The organism is Erythrobacter sp. K21-9, assembly GCF_055808355.1.
The window spans coordinates 18,177-33,421 of record NZ_CM147866.1 but is presented as its reverse complement, the minus strand read 5'-3'; the positions used below and the strand labels follow the sequence as shown (position 1 = coordinate 33,421).

The 15,245-nt window shown below is 61.7% G+C and carries 19 protein-coding genes and 1 pseudogene; 5 read left to right on the top strand and 15 right to left on the bottom strand.

What is annotated here, in order from left to right; all coding sequences use genetic code 11:
• Positions 1-45 precede the first annotated feature (45 nt).
• The gene (locus AC0L39_RS00205; protein ID WP_473259753.1) at positions 46-372 is read left to right on the top strand and encodes a UrcA family protein; all 327 of its coding nucleotides are present in this window, start codon (positions 46-48) and stop codon (positions 370-372) included.
• 112 nt (positions 373-484) lie between these two features.
• Positions 485-853, top strand: a complete 369-nt coding sequence (locus tag AC0L39_RS00200) for a hypothetical protein (RefSeq protein WP_473259751.1) — start codon at positions 485-487, stop codon at positions 851-853.
• Positions 854-1,186: 333 nt separating this feature from the next.
• On the opposite strand, the gene AC0L39_RS00195 is transcribed toward AC0L39_RS00200, so the two are convergent.
• The gene (locus tag AC0L39_RS00195) at positions 1,187-2,179 is read right to left on the bottom strand and encodes an adenosine kinase (protein WP_473259749.1); all 993 of its coding nucleotides are present in this window, start codon (positions 2,177-2,179) and stop codon (positions 1,187-1,189) included.
• A 136-nt stretch (positions 2,180-2,315) separates the two neighbouring features.
• Here AC0L39_RS00195 and AC0L39_RS00190 point away from each other — a divergent pair, with 136 nt between their 5' ends.
• The 3 genes from AC0L39_RS00190 (at position 2,316) to AC0L39_RS00180 (ending at position 4,412) form a co-directional block, all read left to right on the top strand.
• Positions 2,316-3,014 (top strand): EI24 domain-containing protein, encoded by a 699-nt coding sequence (locus AC0L39_RS00190; RefSeq protein ID WP_473259747.1) that lies wholly within the window; start codon positions 2,316-2,318, stop codon positions 3,012-3,014.
• A complete protein-coding gene (locus tag AC0L39_RS00185) occupies positions 3,007-3,408 on the top strand; it encodes a hypothetical protein (RefSeq protein ID WP_473259745.1) in 402 nt (133 codons plus the stop codon). Before AC0L39_RS00190 ends, AC0L39_RS00185 begins: the two co-directional genes overlap by 8 nt.
• Before the next feature lie 62 nt (positions 3,409-3,470).
• Positions 3,471-4,412 (top strand): hypothetical protein, encoded by a 942-nt coding sequence (locus AC0L39_RS00180; RefSeq protein WP_473259742.1) that lies wholly within the window; start codon positions 3,471-3,473, stop codon positions 4,410-4,412.
• An 11-nt stretch (positions 4,413-4,423) separates the two neighbouring features.
• Here the strand turns inward: AC0L39_RS00180 and AC0L39_RS00175 are convergent, their stop codons facing one another.
• From AC0L39_RS00175 to AC0L39_RS00110, 14 genes and pseudogenes are all read right to left on the bottom strand, one after another.
• Complete coding sequence (locus AC0L39_RS00175; RefSeq protein ID WP_473259740.1) at positions 4,424-4,897, bottom strand: hypothetical protein; 474 nt, start codon at positions 4,895-4,897, stop codon at positions 4,424-4,426.
• On the bottom strand, positions 4,897-5,265 hold the full coding sequence (locus tag AC0L39_RS00170) for a HesB/IscA family protein (RefSeq protein ID WP_473259738.1): 369 nt from the start codon (positions 5,263-5,265) through the stop codon (positions 4,897-4,899). The genes AC0L39_RS00175 and AC0L39_RS00170 overlap by 1 nt, the downstream gene beginning before the upstream one ends.
• The gene (locus AC0L39_RS00165; protein WP_473262447.1) at positions 5,265-5,768 is read right to left on the bottom strand and encodes an SUF system Fe-S cluster assembly protein; all 504 of its coding nucleotides are present in this window, start codon (positions 5,766-5,768) and stop codon (positions 5,265-5,267) included. The genes AC0L39_RS00170 and AC0L39_RS00165 overlap by 1 nt, the downstream gene beginning before the upstream one ends.
• Positions 5,768-7,000 carry an aminotransferase class V-fold PLP-dependent enzyme gene (locus AC0L39_RS00160; protein WP_473259736.1) on the bottom strand — a complete coding sequence of 411 codons (1,233 nt, stop codon included), beginning with the start codon at positions 6,998-7,000 and terminating at the stop codon, positions 5,768-5,770. Before AC0L39_RS00160 ends, AC0L39_RS00165 begins: the two co-directional genes overlap by 1 nt.
• Positions 6,997-7,755, bottom strand: a complete 759-nt coding sequence (locus AC0L39_RS00155; protein ID WP_473259734.1) for a SufD family Fe-S cluster assembly protein — start codon at positions 7,753-7,755, stop codon at positions 6,997-6,999. Before AC0L39_RS00155 ends, AC0L39_RS00160 begins: the two co-directional genes overlap by 4 nt.
• Positions 7,748-8,497 carry a Fe-S cluster assembly ATPase SufC gene (gene sufC / locus AC0L39_RS00150; RefSeq protein ID WP_473259732.1) on the bottom strand — a complete coding sequence of 250 codons (750 nt, stop codon included), beginning with the start codon at positions 8,495-8,497 and terminating at the stop codon, positions 7,748-7,750. The genes AC0L39_RS00155 and sufC overlap by 8 nt, the downstream gene beginning before the upstream one ends.
• Entirely contained in the window at positions 8,484-9,029 is a 546-nt protein-coding gene (locus AC0L39_RS00145) for a hypothetical protein (RefSeq protein WP_473259730.1), read from the bottom strand. The genes sufC and AC0L39_RS00145 overlap by 14 nt, the downstream gene beginning before the upstream one ends.
• 7 nt (positions 9,030-9,036) lie before the next feature.
• The gene (locus AC0L39_RS00140; RefSeq protein WP_473259728.1) at positions 9,037-9,591 is read right to left on the bottom strand and encodes an endonuclease domain-containing protein; all 555 of its coding nucleotides are present in this window, start codon (positions 9,589-9,591) and stop codon (positions 9,037-9,039) included.
• Positions 9,588-9,881 carry a hypothetical protein gene (locus tag AC0L39_RS00135; protein ID WP_473259726.1) on the bottom strand — a complete coding sequence of 98 codons (294 nt, stop codon included), beginning with the start codon at positions 9,879-9,881 and terminating at the stop codon, positions 9,588-9,590. Before AC0L39_RS00135 ends, AC0L39_RS00140 begins: the two co-directional genes overlap by 4 nt.
• An 8-nt stretch (positions 9,882-9,889) precedes the next feature.
• The gene (locus AC0L39_RS00130; RefSeq protein ID WP_473259724.1) at positions 9,890-10,072 is read right to left on the bottom strand and encodes a hypothetical protein; all 183 of its coding nucleotides are present in this window, start codon (positions 10,070-10,072) and stop codon (positions 9,890-9,892) included.
• 190 nt (positions 10,073-10,262) lie between these two features.
• Positions 10,263-11,756: a Fe-S cluster assembly protein SufB gene (gene sufB, locus AC0L39_RS00125; protein WP_473259723.1), complete on the bottom strand. Its 1,494-nt coding sequence runs from the start codon at positions 11,754-11,756 to the stop codon at positions 10,263-10,265.
• A 40-nt stretch (positions 11,757-11,796) separates the two neighbouring features.
• Positions 11,797-12,187 (bottom strand): annotated as a pseudogene (locus tag AC0L39_RS00120) (SUF system Fe-S cluster assembly regulator); the annotation flags it as partial.
• A gap of 145 nt (positions 12,188-12,332) precedes the next feature.
• Positions 12,333-13,202 (bottom strand): AraC family transcriptional regulator, encoded by an 870-nt coding sequence (locus tag AC0L39_RS00115; protein WP_473259721.1) that lies wholly within the window; start codon positions 13,200-13,202, stop codon positions 12,333-12,335.
• A 167-nt stretch (positions 13,203-13,369) separates the two neighbouring features.
• Positions 13,370-15,187 carry a DUF885 domain-containing protein gene (locus AC0L39_RS00110; RefSeq protein ID WP_473259719.1) on the bottom strand — a complete coding sequence of 606 codons (1,818 nt, stop codon included), beginning with the start codon at positions 15,185-15,187 and terminating at the stop codon, positions 13,370-13,372.
• Positions 15,188-15,245: the final 58 nt, after the last annotated feature.

Sequence of the window (15,245 nt, the reverse complement as noted above, 5' to 3'; positions counted from 1 at the left end):
CGCCCGAGGAGCAATTTGCACCGGTCACTTACAAGGGAGACCGATATGAAGATCCTCGCAACCGCAATCGCTCTGACGTTGGGCGCCGCTGCATTTCCCGCCTCTGCCGATCCCGGCACGCACAGCATCGAGGTCACGTATGAAGACCTGAACCTTGTCAGCTCCGCTGGACTCGCAACCCTCGACAAGAGGATCGCGATCGCTGTCAGGAAGGTCTGCAACGTCAAATGGACACGCTCGATCCGGGCCGGAACCGTATCGCGAAAATGCATCAAGGAAACCAAGCAGGATATCGCACCCGTGCGTGACGAGGTTGTCGCACGGGCGCGAGCCGAAGCGGTCGGCGCCGGGCTTGCCCACAAGTCGCGCTGATCCTGAAAGCCCCGCCCGGCCCAGTCCCTCGGGCGGGGCTTTCCATCATCACGCACCCGCGAATTTGATTTCGATCAATGATGCTTCGCATGCGCCGTGCTTTATTGCGGTCATGACAAAAGCCCCCATCATCCTGTTCGCCGCGCCGCCAGTGCTTCTTGCCGCGCTTCTCTCCGCCTGCCAGACGACCGCGCCTGCCGCGCAGGCTGCGGCCGATCCCGATCCGCCCGCTTTCGTCGAGGCCGCTTGCGGGGGATGCCATGCGGTCGAGCCGCCTTTCCTTTCACCCAATCCGGCCTCGCCCACGTTCGAGGCCATCGCCAATAATCCCGGTGTCACCGATGAGACGCTCGCCAGTTGGCTGGCCGATGCGCACAATTATCCCGAAGTGATGGATTTCGACCTTGAGCCTGAACAGATCGAGCAAGTCGCGAATTACCTGGTGACGCTGCGCCGCGACGATTACGTGCCTGCGCAGTGAATTGAGGCGCCAGGATTTTCCTACAAGAGCCGTGCGCTCTATAGCGCGCGCGGTTCTTTCAAATCGTCGGTATTCGCCCATTAGGAGCTTTCGTGTTGGAAATGTGTCATGCATATCCAACATCGCTAAACTATTGATATTCATAGCAAGTGGGCCGAGAATACGCATGACACTTCTGCCGATGTGTCATGCGTATCCTACATCTTTTCGCCCTATCGCTGCGCTACTTGAGGGCTTTTGTCGCCCTATCGCTGCGCTACTTGAGGGCTTTTGTCGCCCTATCGCTGCGCTACTTGAGGGCTTTTGTCGCCCTATCGCTGCGCTACCTGAGGGCTAGAGCTTCTCACCCATAAGCGCTTTCATATCGACCTCGGGACGCGGGCCGTAATGTGAGATGACTTCGGCGGCGGCGACGGCTCCGCGCTTCAGGCAGCGGTCGAGCGCTTCGCCCTTGGCAAATCCGGACAGGAAGCCCGCGGCGAACTGGTCGCCTGCGCCGGTCGTGTCGATCACCTTGTCGATCGGTTCGGCGGCAACCTCGGCGCGCTCTCCATTGGCAATGGCGACCGCGCCTTTCTCGCTGCGGGTCGCGACCAGCACCGGCACCTTGCCCGCCACAGCGGCGAGGCCCGTTTCGAAATCGTCCTCGCCTGTCAGTGTCGCCAGCTCGCTTTCGTTGACGAACAGAATATCGATCACGCCGTCTTCGATCATACCGCGGAAATCGTCGCCGTGGCGGTCGATCACGAAGCTTTCGCTCGCCGTGAAGGCGATCTTTCGGCCCGCTTCGCGCGCAACCTCGATGGCGCGGCGCATGGCGCGGCGCGGCTCTTCGGGATCCCACAGATACCCTTCGAGATAAAGGATCCCGCCGCTCGCGATCAGGCTTTCATCGAGCGCGGCGGCAGGCAGGAACTGGCCTGCGCCCAGGAAAGTGTTCATCGTCCGCTCGCCGTCAGGCGTCACGAAGATCAGCACCCGGCCGGTCGCAGGCTCGCCTTCGCGCGCCGGAGTGTCGAAATCGATGCCGGTGGCGCGCATGTCGTGGCGGAACACCTTGCCGAGCTGGTCGTCGGCAACCTGCCCGATAAACGCGCATTGCAGGCCCAGCGTGGAAAGGCCCGCAAGCGTGTTGGCAGCCGATCCGCCCGACAATTCGCGGGCCGGCGGCATCGCGGAATACAGCTCATCGGCGCGCGCTTCGTCCACCAAGGTCATGCCCCCGCGATTAAGCTCGAGCTCCTCGATCAGCTCCTCTTCGCAAGAGGCAATCACATCCACCACGGCATTGCCGATGGCGATCACGTCGTAACGCGGTTCAGTCACTGGGGTTCATCCTGTCTTGAAGATTGGCTAGAAGTTCGCCGCCCCGCCTAGCGGCCTCTGCGCCTCAGGCCAAGGGGGTGGATGAACGCCGTCTTCGCGTTTGACTTCGCCGGATTGTCGCAGCATCCATTCATGCGTGAATGCCGTCATCGCATCTTTGGCAAAAGCCTTTGGTCAGCTGGGCGACCCCCGGATCCTGAGCGTCGCAGTCAAGAGCATTGCGCTGACCGTCCTGATCTTCGTGGGCGGCGGGATCGGAGTCTATTTCGGGCTCGACCGGCTGTTTGCGTGGCTCGCCTGGGATGCGGGCGGCTTTGTGTCGATAGCTGCAGCGGTGATCATCGCGCTGATTGCCTTCTGGTTCCTGTTCCGGGTGGTCGCGCTCGCGGTGCTTCAGTTCTTTGCCGACGAGATCGTCGCCGCGGTCGAGGCGCGGCATTATCCCGGCCTCGCCGACAAGGCACGCGCGCTGCCGCTGCACCGGGACATTGCCAATTCGGTGCGGGGATTTGGCCGGGCGCTGGGGTTCAACCTGCTCGCCTTGCCGGTCGCGGCGGTCCTGATTTTCACGGCATTTGGCCCGGCCATCGTGTTCCTGCTCGTAAACGCCGTGCTGCTTGGCCGCGAGCTTACCGATATGACCTGGCTGCGCCACAGCGGAGGCGTTCGCAGGCCAGGCCCGGTGCCGGGGAGCGAGCGGTTCATGCTCGGGATAGTGACTGCGACGATGATGCTCATCCCATTTGTGAACCTGCTCGCGGCAATTGTGGGGGCAGCGGCAGGTGCGCATTTGACCCTCGATGCGATGCGCCGCATGGAGCCGGGCGATGCGTAACCTCGCCTTGATAGCTGCGCTCGGCGCGACCTCTGCATGTGCAGGCTCGGGCTTTATCCCGGCGCCCTCCAACGCGCCGGTGTATCAGCCTGCCGCCCAATCACCTCCAGCGCCGGTCCGGCAACCGGTGCGCCAGCCAATGCGCGGGCCGCAGAGCATTATCGGCCAGAGCGCACAGGCGCTCACGGCGCGGCTGGGAAAGACCCGGATCGATCTCAGGGAAGGGGATGCGCGCAAGCTCCAGTTCGCCGGGCCGACCTGCGTGCTCGATATCTACCTCTATCCGCGTGAATACGGAACTCAGCCGGTTGCGACCCATGCCGAGGCGAGGTTGAAGGATGGCGGCGCCAGCATCGACAGCGCGGCCTGCACCTCGGAGATTGCGCGGCGGTAACCCGGTCTTAAGCATATGCATGGCATAGGCGCTCCTACGTATCGAAGGGGTTTCACCGGGCTATGACGACACATTTCACCGAGCTTGCACAGCGCGCCGTGAGCGATGGCGCGATTTCGCCACAGGAATTGCTTGCCTTGCGCCAGCAGGGCTGGGGCGATGGCCAGATTACGCGCGAAGAAGCCGAAGCGATCTTCGCGATCAACAACGTGATCTCGGAGCGCGATGAGGAATGGTGCGACTTCATGGTCGAGGCTGTCGGCGAATACGTGCTCAATGCCGCGCAGCCGCGCCTGCAATGCAGCGAGGAAGAAGCCGACTGGCTCATCGCGCAGGTCGATCATGACGGCGTGGTCGAAAGCATGGCCGAGCTTGAAACGATCGTCCGCATCATCGAGCGCGCTCAGAACGTCCCGGTCAAGCTGAAGGATTACGTCCTCGCGCAGGTCGAACGCGAAGTGCTCACCGGCACCGGCCCGGCCCGCTGCGGCGGCGAGCTGTCAGCCACGCACATCAGCGCCGCCGAAGTTCGCATCCTGCGCCGCGTCATTTTCGCCAGCGGCGGCCATGGCCCGGCTGCAGTCAGCCGCTTCGATGCCGAAATGCTGTTCCGCCTGAAGGACGCGACGCTCGCCGAAGAAAACGCTGCCGACTGGGACGATCTTTTCCTCGACGGCGTGAGCAACTTCCTCAAGGGCTTCATGCTGGACAACGCGCAGATCAGCCATGGCCGTGCAGTCGAGCTTGAAAACTTCGTCGCCGATGCCGAAGCCAATGTCGGACGGTTCATGGCAAAAGCCGCTCAGGAGGCCCCGCAGGTCGCCAACCATTTCGGCAAGGTCTTCGGTAAACGCAAAGATGCACCGGGCTATGAAGAGAAAGCTGCTGCCGGCGCGCAGGTGACCGATTTCGAGCAGGACTGGCTGGAGAAGATGGTCGATGCCGATGGCGAAGTCGACGAGCTTGAACGCCGCCTGCTTGCACGGATCATCGACGAAGGCTGAGTATACTAGCGCTAGGGTTTCAGCGCTTCGAAATCCGAGGCAGCTAGCGCGCGCCAGCGGCGTTGGCGATGGCTGTAGAAAATTCGCGCAAATGCAGTGATCAAGGGCGTCAGAATGCCTGCTTCGATCGTTACGCGATCGGTGTAGCGCGCCGAGGTCTCGCTTTCCGGCGCGATTTCGATCCAGTGATCCCAGCGCTTGATCAGCGGGCCATACCCATTGTCGCGCACGAAGCGCGCCGGGCCGTCAGACGCTGGTCTGCTGATGACGACGGCCTGCCATCCGATTGGGATTATGCCCAAAAACAGCATCCACGCCCGATATTCGCCCTGCTCCCACCGATTGGGGAACGCGGAACCGCCTTTCGGAATAAACCTGATCAGCGGAGAGGCGATATGCTGCAAGAGTGCAGGGCTCTGAAGGTGTTCCCAAGCCTCGTCAGCGGAGCAATCGAGCCGGGTCGCAAGCTCAATTGTGCGGGTCATCAGACCATGAAGCTTTCGCCGCAGCCGCACGCGCCTTTCGCGTTGGGGTTCTCGAATACGAAACCGGCGGTGAAATCGTCTTCGCGCCAATCCATCGTCGACCCGACGAGATAAAGCACGCTCGCCCCGTCGATGTAGAAAATGCCGCCCGGTGTCTCGATCTTCTCGTCGAACTTGGTCTCTTCCGTGACGTAATCGACCGAGTAGGCAAGGCCCGAACAACCCCGGCGCGGGGTCGACAACTTGACGCCGATCGCGTCCTCGGGCGCCTCGCTCATGAGGTGCGCAATGCGGTCTTCCGCGCCCTTGGTGAGGGTAACGGCGGCAGGCAGTTTGCGCATCTTGGCGGCTTCTTTGGCTTCGGGCATCAGAGCATCCCCAGTTCGAGCCGCGCTTCGTCGGACATCTTCTCGGGACTCCACGGCGGGTCCCAGACGAGATTGACCTCGGCATCGCGAATGCCAGGGACGGACGAAGCGCGAAGCTCGACCTCACCCGGCATGGTTTCCGCGACGGGGCAATGCGGCGTGGTCAGCGTCATGGTGATGGTCGCATCGGCCTCGTCATCGACCTCGACGCCGTAGATCAGGCCAAGGTCGTAGATGTTGACCGGGATTTCCGGGTCGTAAATCTCCTTGAGCGCATCGACCACAGCGGTCTGCAGGTCGCTGCCGGCACCGCCCACCGGGCCCTCGGCCGGCTTTTGATGCAGGAACCCGTCGAGATAGTCGCGCTCGCGAGCCGCTTTGGATGGCGCGCTGCCCTCATCGGGGTCGACCGCGTCGGCAACCCGGGCGCGGGGCGGCTTGACCACCTCGTCATTCGGGGCAGGTGCGGCGACAAATTCCTTTTCTTCCTGAGGCTTGTTCATCATGCTTTCCCAAAAATCCGGCGTGTGCGGGCAATGCCCTCAAGCAGCGCATCGACATCGTCTTCGCCCGAGTAAATCCCGAAACTGGCCCGCGCGGTCGCCGTGACACCGAGATAGTCCATCAACGGCTGCGCGCAATGGTGCCCGGCACGGATCGCGACGTTCGCTTCGTCGAGGATTGTGCCAAGATCGTGCGGGTGGATATCGTCGATCGCAAAGCTGACGATGCCAGCACTGTCGGCGGGGCCGAACAGCGTCACGTCGTTCATTTTGCCAAGCTCGCGGCGCAATCGGGTAACGAGGCTGCTTTCGTGCTCATGAAGGCGGCCCAGCCCGACCTCGCCGATGTAGTCGGCGGCGGCGGCAAAGGCGATCGCTTCGGTGATGGCGGGCGTGCCCGCCTCGAACCTTTGCGGCGCGGGCGCGTAGGTCGTCTTTACGAAAGTCACGCGGTCAATCATCGACCCGCCACCTTCCCAAGGCGGCATTGCCTGGAGGATCTCGCTGCGTGCCCATAGCGCGCCGATACCCGTCGGGCCGTAGAGCTTGTGTGCGCTGAAAACATAGAAATCGCAGTGGAGCGCGCTCACATCCACGCTCATGTGAGGAGCAGACTGGCAGCCGTCCAACAGGATTTTCGCACCGACCTTGTGCGCCAATGCAGCAGCGCGCGGTGCATCGAGCACACTGCCGAGCACGTTGGAGACATGGCACAGGGCGACCAGCTTGTGCCGCTCGGTCAGTATGCCCTCGGCGGCATCGAGGTCGATCCGGTGATCGTCCGTCAGCGGGCAGACGTCGATTTCGGCGCCGGTCTGCGCCGCGATCATCTGCCACGGCACGATATTGGAATGATGTTCGAGCTGCGACAGCAGGATACGGTCGCCCGGCTTCAGGTTCGCCCGCCCCCAGGTGTTCGCCACGAGGTTTATCGCCTCGGTCGCGCCGCGCGTGAAGACGATCTCGTCTTCCGCTCCGCCAAGAAAGGTCGCGATCGTTCGCCGCGCATCTTCATAGGCGCGGGTCATGTCGGCGGAGCGCGAATAGACGCCCCGGTGCACGGTGGCATAATCCTCCCCCAGCGCGCGGCTCATCGCGTCGATGACGGCGCGCGGTTTCTGCGCGGTCGCCGCCGTGTCGAGGTAATGCCACGGCGCGCCTTCACGCGTGACCATGCCGGGGAAATCGGCGCGCAGGTCGGCGAGCGCGTTTATGGCAGCGGGCGCGTTCACAGGTCTGCGCCCTCCAGTGCCTTGAGCGCAGCATCGAGCAGCGTCTCACGCTCGGCATCATCAGCCAGCTCGACAAACGCATCCCCGAGAAAGGCCTGCACCAGCAGCCGCTGCGACTGTTCGGGCGACAGCCCGCGCGCGGCCATGTAATAGCGCGCGGCCTCGTCGAGTTCGCCGACGGTCGCACCGTGTGCGCACTTCACGTCGTCTGCGAAAATTTCGAGCTGCGGTACGGCATTGGCGCTTGCACCAGCCTCCATCAGCAATCCCTTGAAGTCTTGCGCGGCATCGGTTTTCTGAGCATCGCGCGCGACCTTGATCTCGCCCAGGAAATTGCCGGTGCCTGTGCCCCAGTGGACGGCGCGCACGGTCTGGTTGCTGGTCGCATCAGGCTCGGCATGGATAGTTGTCGTCACGAATTCGCGCACCGCATCGCCGCCGCCGATCGTGATCCCGCCAAACTCGAAATGCGCGCCCTTGCCGAGCGTCACTTCAACCTCGACGCGGGTGTAATCGCTGCCTGCGTTGGTTACGAACAGCTCTGCCCGTGCGCCTTCGCCCAGCGTCAGCCGGATCCGGTGCAATTCCGGAGCATCTGCGCCAACGACCATCGAGTGCCTGCGCGTTTCACCAGCGCCAATCGCGATCTCTTTCCAGTCATCGAGCGCCTCTGCGCCCAGCCGAGCGAGCGCATCGACATCGGCATAGCGCCAGGCCTCGTCACGCCGGGTCGGAAGAGTGGCCGCTTCAGGCATCGGCCATCACCGCATCGTATCCTTCGGCCTCGAGGCGATGTGCAAGTTCGGGTCCGCCGGTCTGGACGATCCGGCCATCCGCCAGAACGCTTACTTTATCCGGTTTCACGACGTCGAGCAGGCGCTGGTAATGCGTGATCAGCAACACGCCTTTGTCGGGCGCACGCATGATCGAGTTGATGCCCTCGCCCACGATCCGCAGCGCGTCGATATCGAGGCCGCTATCGGTTTCATCCAGCACCGCAAAGGCTGGATCGAGAATGCCCATCTGCACCATCTCGGCGCGCTTCTTCTCGCCGCCCGAAAAGCCGACATTCACCTGCCGCTTGAGCATTTCCATGTCCATGCGCAGCAGGCCGGCCTTCTCCTTGGCCAGCTTGAGGAACTCGCCGCCCGAAAGCGGCTCTTCACCGCGATATTTGCGCTGCGAATTGAGCGCTTCGCGCAGGAACTGCACGTTGGAGACGCCCGGAATTTCGACCGGGTACTGAAACCCGAGGAAAAGTCCGGAAGCAGCGCGTTCGTGCGGGTCGAGATCGAACAGGTCAGACCCGCGAAATTCGACTGACCCCTGCGTCACGTCATAGCCCGGCTTACCGCCCAGCACATGCGCGAGCGTCGATTTGCCTGCCCCGTTCGGGCCCATGATGGCATGGACCTCACCGGCAGGGATTTCGAGCGAAAGGCCCTTGAGGATGGTCTTGCCATCAACTTCGGCGTGGAGGTTTTCAATTCTTAACATTGGTCGGTCCGTCATATTGTGAGGCAGTTTCTTCGATACGCGCCTTCACTACCGAGGCATCGTGCAATTCGAGCACGAGCCCCTTCGGCTTGTTCTCGTTGTAGTCATCGACGGCACGCGTGGAGACCTGCATCCGCATCGTGAACTGGTGATCGAGATCCGCCCCGCGCGCGACGTGGATGCGGCCGAGATGGGCAAACACTTCGGAGACATCTGCCTCGGTATATTCTTCGTATTCCGCGCGGTTTGCGAGCACACGGTTGGCATTTGCCTGCGCGACCCGGGAGACATCTTCGCAGCGCGGTAAGTCGCTGCGGTGCTGCGCTTCGAAGTCCGCCTTGCCGGTGATCGTCCGGTTCGCGACATTCAGGCAGCGCCGGTAATCGTCGATGAAGGGCATGATGATCCGGGGGTATTCGACGGTCCAGGTTTCCGGCGTGTCGTTCTGGATCGCAATCGCGGTTTCGCCTGCGCCCTGAAGCATGAAGAGCGGCGCAAGCAGGGCTGCAGGTGCGAATGTGAGCATGGTCATTGTCGTGTCAGTCCCGTGTGTCGTTTCTGGTGGGGCTAGAGGAACGCGCTTCGTCGCGGCGGCGGTGATAATCCTGGTTCGGGTTCGCCTCGCGGTGGGCGCGAGCAGCCTCTCGCCGGTCGCCGATGCGCGCGCGCATGCCGAGCGTGATGCGTTCCAGCACCTTGTCCATGTCATCGAGGATGTCGGAGGCGCGCACGCGCATTACCTTGATCCCAACCGCTTCGAGGCTCTTGTCCCGCCGCGTGGCGAGCGTTTCGTTGTCGCCGTCCTCGAAGATATCGACCGCCATGCCGAGCGTGTGGCAGTTGAAATCGACGATGGCGCTGCCGACAACGGCGTGACGTTTGAAAGTGTGGCGGCCGAGATTGGCCTCGGCAAACCGCTTGGCCAGCGCCTTGTGCGCCTCGGACGAAAACCGGCGGCGTTCACGCGCCTGATTGTGCAGCTCATCGAGCCGCGAGTCAGAGATTTTCCACCCGCGACCCTTCTTGTTGAGGTTCTCTGTGACATCGCCTTGCTCGGAGGCAGGCTTGAGCGCGAGTTTCTTGCGGTCGGTCATGCTTGTGTGTCCGCCCCAAACCATTTTGAATTCATAGCGCGAAGGAAGGCGGCGTCGGTCGCGGCGAAAGGCGCTGCGTCACCAATAACAGAATCAATTCCGCAACTAGGGCAAAGTGCTGTGAAGGGGTCAGAAGCTTGGCCATAACTCCCGCCGGTCTCCTCGATCCATTCTTCAATACTGGCCGGAAGAAAGACCGTCTCACAATAAAAGCAGCCGCACTCGTTGCTCGCCAAGACCTCATTGCGGTGGCAGGCGGCATGCTTGTGCGCGGCTTTGAGTGTTTCCAACGAGACGCTCACCCCACGCTCCCCTCAAGCGAAATCGCCCCTTCGTCATTCCGGCGAAGGCCGGAATCCAGCGCAGGCGGGTGCAGCGCTACGTCGCCCTGGACCCCGGCCTTCGCCGGTGTGACGGTTGTGGCTTTGGCCGGGGCGTCACTGGACAATTCGTACAGGCCGAGGGTTTTGCGTTCAGTCATGAAGATTTGTCGCTCTGTCGATGGTTGCGCCACACCCAAAAAATGCCAAAGGCGGGGATCAGAACAAAAATCGAGTGAAACAGAAGCGACCACGCCTCGGTGCCCGAAAACCGCGTACCCACCCATGACATGGTGATGCCGAATATTAGGGCGCTGAATAAAACTAGCAGCTTGAAGATATTCTCAAGGCTCACCCCACGCTCCCCTCAAGCGAAATCGCCAGCAGTTTCTGCGCTTCGACCGCAAATTCCATCGGCAGTTCTTTGAGCACGTCCTTGGCAAAGCCGTTGACGATCAGCGCCACGGCCTCTTCCTCGTCCAGTCCGCGCTGCATCGCGTAGAACAGCTGTTCATCGCTGATCTTGGATGTCGTCGCCTCGTGCTCGATCTGCGCGCCGGGGTTCTTCACCTCGATATAGGGCACGGTGTGTGCGCCGCACTCATCACCCAGCAGCAGGCTGTCGCACTGGGTGAAATTGCGCACGCCATCGGCTTTCGGACCGACCCGGACAAGGCCGCGATAGGTGTTGTTCGACTTGCCCGCGCTGATCCCCTTGGAGATGATCGTCGAGCGCGTTCCCTTGCCGTTGTGGATCATCTTCGTGCCGGTATCGGCCTGCTGGTGATTGTTGGTCACCGCGACCGAGTAGAACTCGCCGACGCTGTTTTCGCCGTTGAGCACGCAGCTTGGATACTTCCACGTCACCGCAGATCCGGTTTCGACCTGTGTCCAGCTGATCTTTGACCGGTCGCCCTGGCACAGCCCGCGCTTGGTGACGAAATTGTAGATCCCGCCCACGCCTTCGGAATTGCCGGGATACCAGTTCTGCACGGTCGAATACTTGATCTCGGCATCTTCCATCGCGACCAGCTCGACCACGGCGGCGTGCAGCTGGTTCTCATCGCGCATCGGCGCCGTGCAGCCTTCGAGATAGCTCACGTAAGAGCCCTTTTCGGCGACGATCAGCGTGCGTTCGAACTGTCCGGTATTCTCGGCATTGATGCGAAAATAGGTGGAAAGCTCCATCGGGCAGCGCACGCCCTCTGGCACGTAAACAAAGGTGCCATCGGAGAAGACCGCGCTGTTGAGCGTCGCGAAGTAATTGTCGCGCTGGGGGACGACCTTGCCGAGCCACTTGCGGACCAGTTCGGGATGCTCCTTGAGCGCCTCGGAAATCGACAGGAAGATGACGCCCGCCTTTTTCAGCTCTTCACGGAAGGTGGTGGCGACGCTGACCGAATCGAACACCGCATCGACCGCGACCTTGCGCGCGCCTTTCACTCCGGCGAGCACTTCCTGCTCCGCCACGGGAATGCCGAGCTTGTCATAAACGCGCTTGATCTCGGGATCGAGCTCGTCGAGCGATTCCAGTTCGACCTTCTTCTTTGGCGCGGCGTAGTAATAGGCGTCCTGGTAGTCGATCTTCGGATAGCCGACCTTGGCCCAATCGGGCTCTTCCATCTGCTCCCACAGGCGAAACGCCTTCAGACGCCAGTCGAGCATCCATTCCGGCTCACCCTTCTTGCCCGAGATAAAGCGCACGGTGTCTTCCGACAGGCCCTTTTCGGCATATTCGGTTTCGATGTCGGAGGACCAGCCGTGCTCGTATTCGGCAGCCTTGGCGGCCGCGTCCTTGGCGTCCTGATCCGTCTCTGGTGTCTTGAGATCGAGGTTGTCGGTCATGCCACTTCTTTTTCAGTTCGGGGCTGCGCGGGGTGGAGCGCAGCTGGGTAAGGGTGATGTCGGCCAGCGCATTGCGCAGCGCCGCATTGATGAGCGGCCAATGCGGCTTCATCGTACAATTCTTTTCATGGTCGCATTCACCGTGCGCATCGATGCAGGCGGTGAGCGCAATCGGTCCTTCGACCGCCTCGACGATATCGGCCACGGTGATGGCAGCGGCGGGCCGTGCGAGCTGCAATCCGCCATGCGCGCCGCGCACCGATCGCAGCAGCCCTGCCCCCGTAAGTTTACTGACAAGCTTCTGGACAGTGGGCCGCGGCAAACCCGTTTCCTCAGCCAGTTCGCTCGCACTGATTCGCTCGCCGCCGCAATGGTTTGCGTACCGCGCTCATCGTGATGACGGCATAGTCTGCGAGGTTGGAGAGGCGCATGCGCGCTAAATCGGAGCATTTCACTCCAATTTCAAGCCAAAACGCCTTGTTGCGAGTCGTTAGCGTTATATACGCGTACGCCATGCGGCGGGCGATTTCTTCGCTCGCGCGCCTTTCGCCGGATAGCGGCGGAAGCCAAAGATTCTTATCCGATCCGGCGAAAATTCTTCAGCCGCTCGAGGTTCTTCATCCTAAGCATCGCCTGAAACAGCGGCTCCTCGGGGCCGCCCAGACGCGTGGGGGTGTAGCCGCAATATCGCCGGATCTCGCGGATCATGTGGGATTGGTCGTAGAATGCGAGCGCTATTTCCACTTCGGCTTCATCGGTCAGTTCGGGCTGGGCGAGCAGGCTGGCTGCGCGCACCGCCCGGTATTTTCGAGCCAAGGCCATCGGGGAAAGGCCGAAATATCTGGTCACCAGCCGCTCAGCCTGGCGGCGAGAGTAATTGAGACCCGAAAACAGCAATTCCACATCTGGATTGAGCGAGGATCCGAGCCACGCAAAAGCATGCTCCATCAAGAGTTCGTGTTTTGCAGGTACGGGTTGCAATCGCGGCGCGATCCAGTCCGCAAGCAGGCAGCACGCCTCCTCTCCAGAAAGGTCGCCCTCACGGTAATGGCGGTTCGTTGTCGCCGCGAAACCCTCGATCTCACTGCCCAGCAACTCGCCGGCAGGGATAAACCGATTGAAATGCGTATTGGCAGGCTGCTGCGCGAGCGCGGCCCAACCGAGCGGCGATAGCGACGCGCCAATCGCGCGCCACGGTCCCTCCATCGTGAAGGGCGCGGCTCTTTCGAACCCGGCAAGCATATGCGCATCGCCTTCGATCCGATCGGCGGTCTCGCCCATGTGCACTTCGCCCGTTCCCCAAGGGAACAGGACCAGTTGACCGAGCGCTCCCGGATGACGGTCGGCTATGTCGGTGTCATCCCAGGCAAAGTGGAACAGCGCGAGCACATGCCGCGACAGTTCCGGCGGGGGATCATAATAGGAAAGTTGAAACAGGGACGGCATAACAGACTAGTACGACCCGCTGTCACGCCGTCCCCAAAGCCGGAGAAACGGGGACTTGGAAACCCGCTGCAATCGGCATGGCGCAGGCAATAAATCAGCGCGATTCGTATTCATTGTATTAGAGCGACATCGGGTCATACGCACAAACCCCTATTACCCGCGCGCGCCTATGTCGATTTTACCTCCTCGACCCATTTCTCGACGTTCTCTTCGAGAATTTCGAGCGGGACAGGACCGCTCAGCAGCACTGCATCGTGGAAGCCGCGGTAATCGAAATCGTCGCCGAGTTCACGCTGCGCCATGCTGCGCAGCTCCATGATCTTGAGCTTGCCAATCATGTAGGCGGTCGCCTGGCCGGGCGTGGTAATGTAGCGCTCGATCGCTTTCACGATGTCGCCTTCGGGGTTGGGAGTGTTCTCGCGCAGATACTGGATCGCTTCCTCGCGGGTCCAGCGCTTGGAATGCAGGCCGGTATCGACGACGAGCCTGCAGGCGCGCCACAGCTCCATGCCGAGCCGCCCGAAATCGGAATAGGGATCCTGATAAAACCCCATATCCTTGCCGAGTTCTTCCGAATACAGCCCCCAGCCCTCGGTATAGGCGGTTACCCCGCCAAATCGGCGGAACGGCGGCATGTCATCGCCGAGCTCGGTCTGGATCGTGCGCTGGAGGTGATGGCCCGGCAGCCCTTCGTGATAGGCGAGCGCCTCCAGTTCGTTCTTCGACATGTCGCGCAGATTATAGAGGTTCACGTAATACGTGCCCGGACGCGAGCCGTCAGGTGACGGACCTTGGTAAAACGCCTTGCCCGCGCTCTTTTCGCGGAATGCCTCGACCGGCTTGATGATCATCGGGGCTTTCGGGAGCGCGCCGAAGAACTGCGGCACCTTCTCGCCGAGCGTATCGATCTTGGCGCGCGCATCGGCGACATATTCTTCGCGGCTGGTGTAAAAGAAGCGGTCATCGGTGCGGGTGAATTCAAAGAAGTCCTGAAGCGATCCTTCGAAGCCGACCGTTTCCATGATGGCGCGCATTTCACCGTGAATGCGCTCGACCTCGCGCAGGCCGATATTGTGGATCTGGTCCGCAGTCAGGTCGGTGGTGGTATAGCTCGCGAGGCGGGCGGCGTAATATTCATCGCCCTGCGGCAGGCGCCAGATGCCGTCGTCGGTGGGGGCGATGGCCTGCTGCCGCTTAATCTCGGCAAGGAGGCGCTGGTAGGCCGGCACCGCCTCTGCATTCCACGCCCGGTTTGCCTCGACATCGAGCCGCGCAATATCGGCTCCCAGTTCGGCAGCGACGATCTTTTCGCGAAAGTCTTCGAGCACGGCGTTTTCATCGCCTGCATCCAGCAGGTTCTGGATATCGGCGATGACGTAGGGATAGACCCAGTCCGGCGGCATGATACCGGCATCGGCGCGTTCGCGGGCTTCCGCTGTCAAGAGATCAAGCGTCGGCCCGATCCCGGCTATGCGCGAGATGTAAGCCTCTGCATGGGCGAGCTCGCTCACGCGATGAATGTTGATCAGGAACGCCGGGGCATTCATATGTGCGCCGCGCCGGTGATCGAAGATGAAGTTGTATTCGCGGAAGGGATAGAGCGACGCGCTGCGCTGCGCCATCATCTCGAACAGGCGATAGGACAGGGCATCGTCTTCGGACAATTCGGCCACGTCGAAATCCGCGCGCATGGCCGCGAGCGATCCTTGCGTCAGCTGGAACTCTGCCTCTGCGGCCTCGTCAGAAGGGTCATCCCACTTACCGTAATCCTCATCGCGAATGCCGCGATACGCCTTGGTGATCGGCGACATTTCGAGCTGCGCCAGATCGTATGCGGCGAAAAATGCATCGAGGCTGATCGGCGATTGCTCGGGCTCCTCGGTAACCGGCTCGGACGCGCTGGCGAGGGGCGCCTGCGACATCGGCGCGCACGCGGTAAGCGCGAGTGCAGCGGAAGAAGCGAGGAAAAGCGGGAAACGGCGCATTGGGAAACCTCGTATTTTGTGTGATGGGCGAATAACGGCTGGTCCGCTGGTTTGTGCC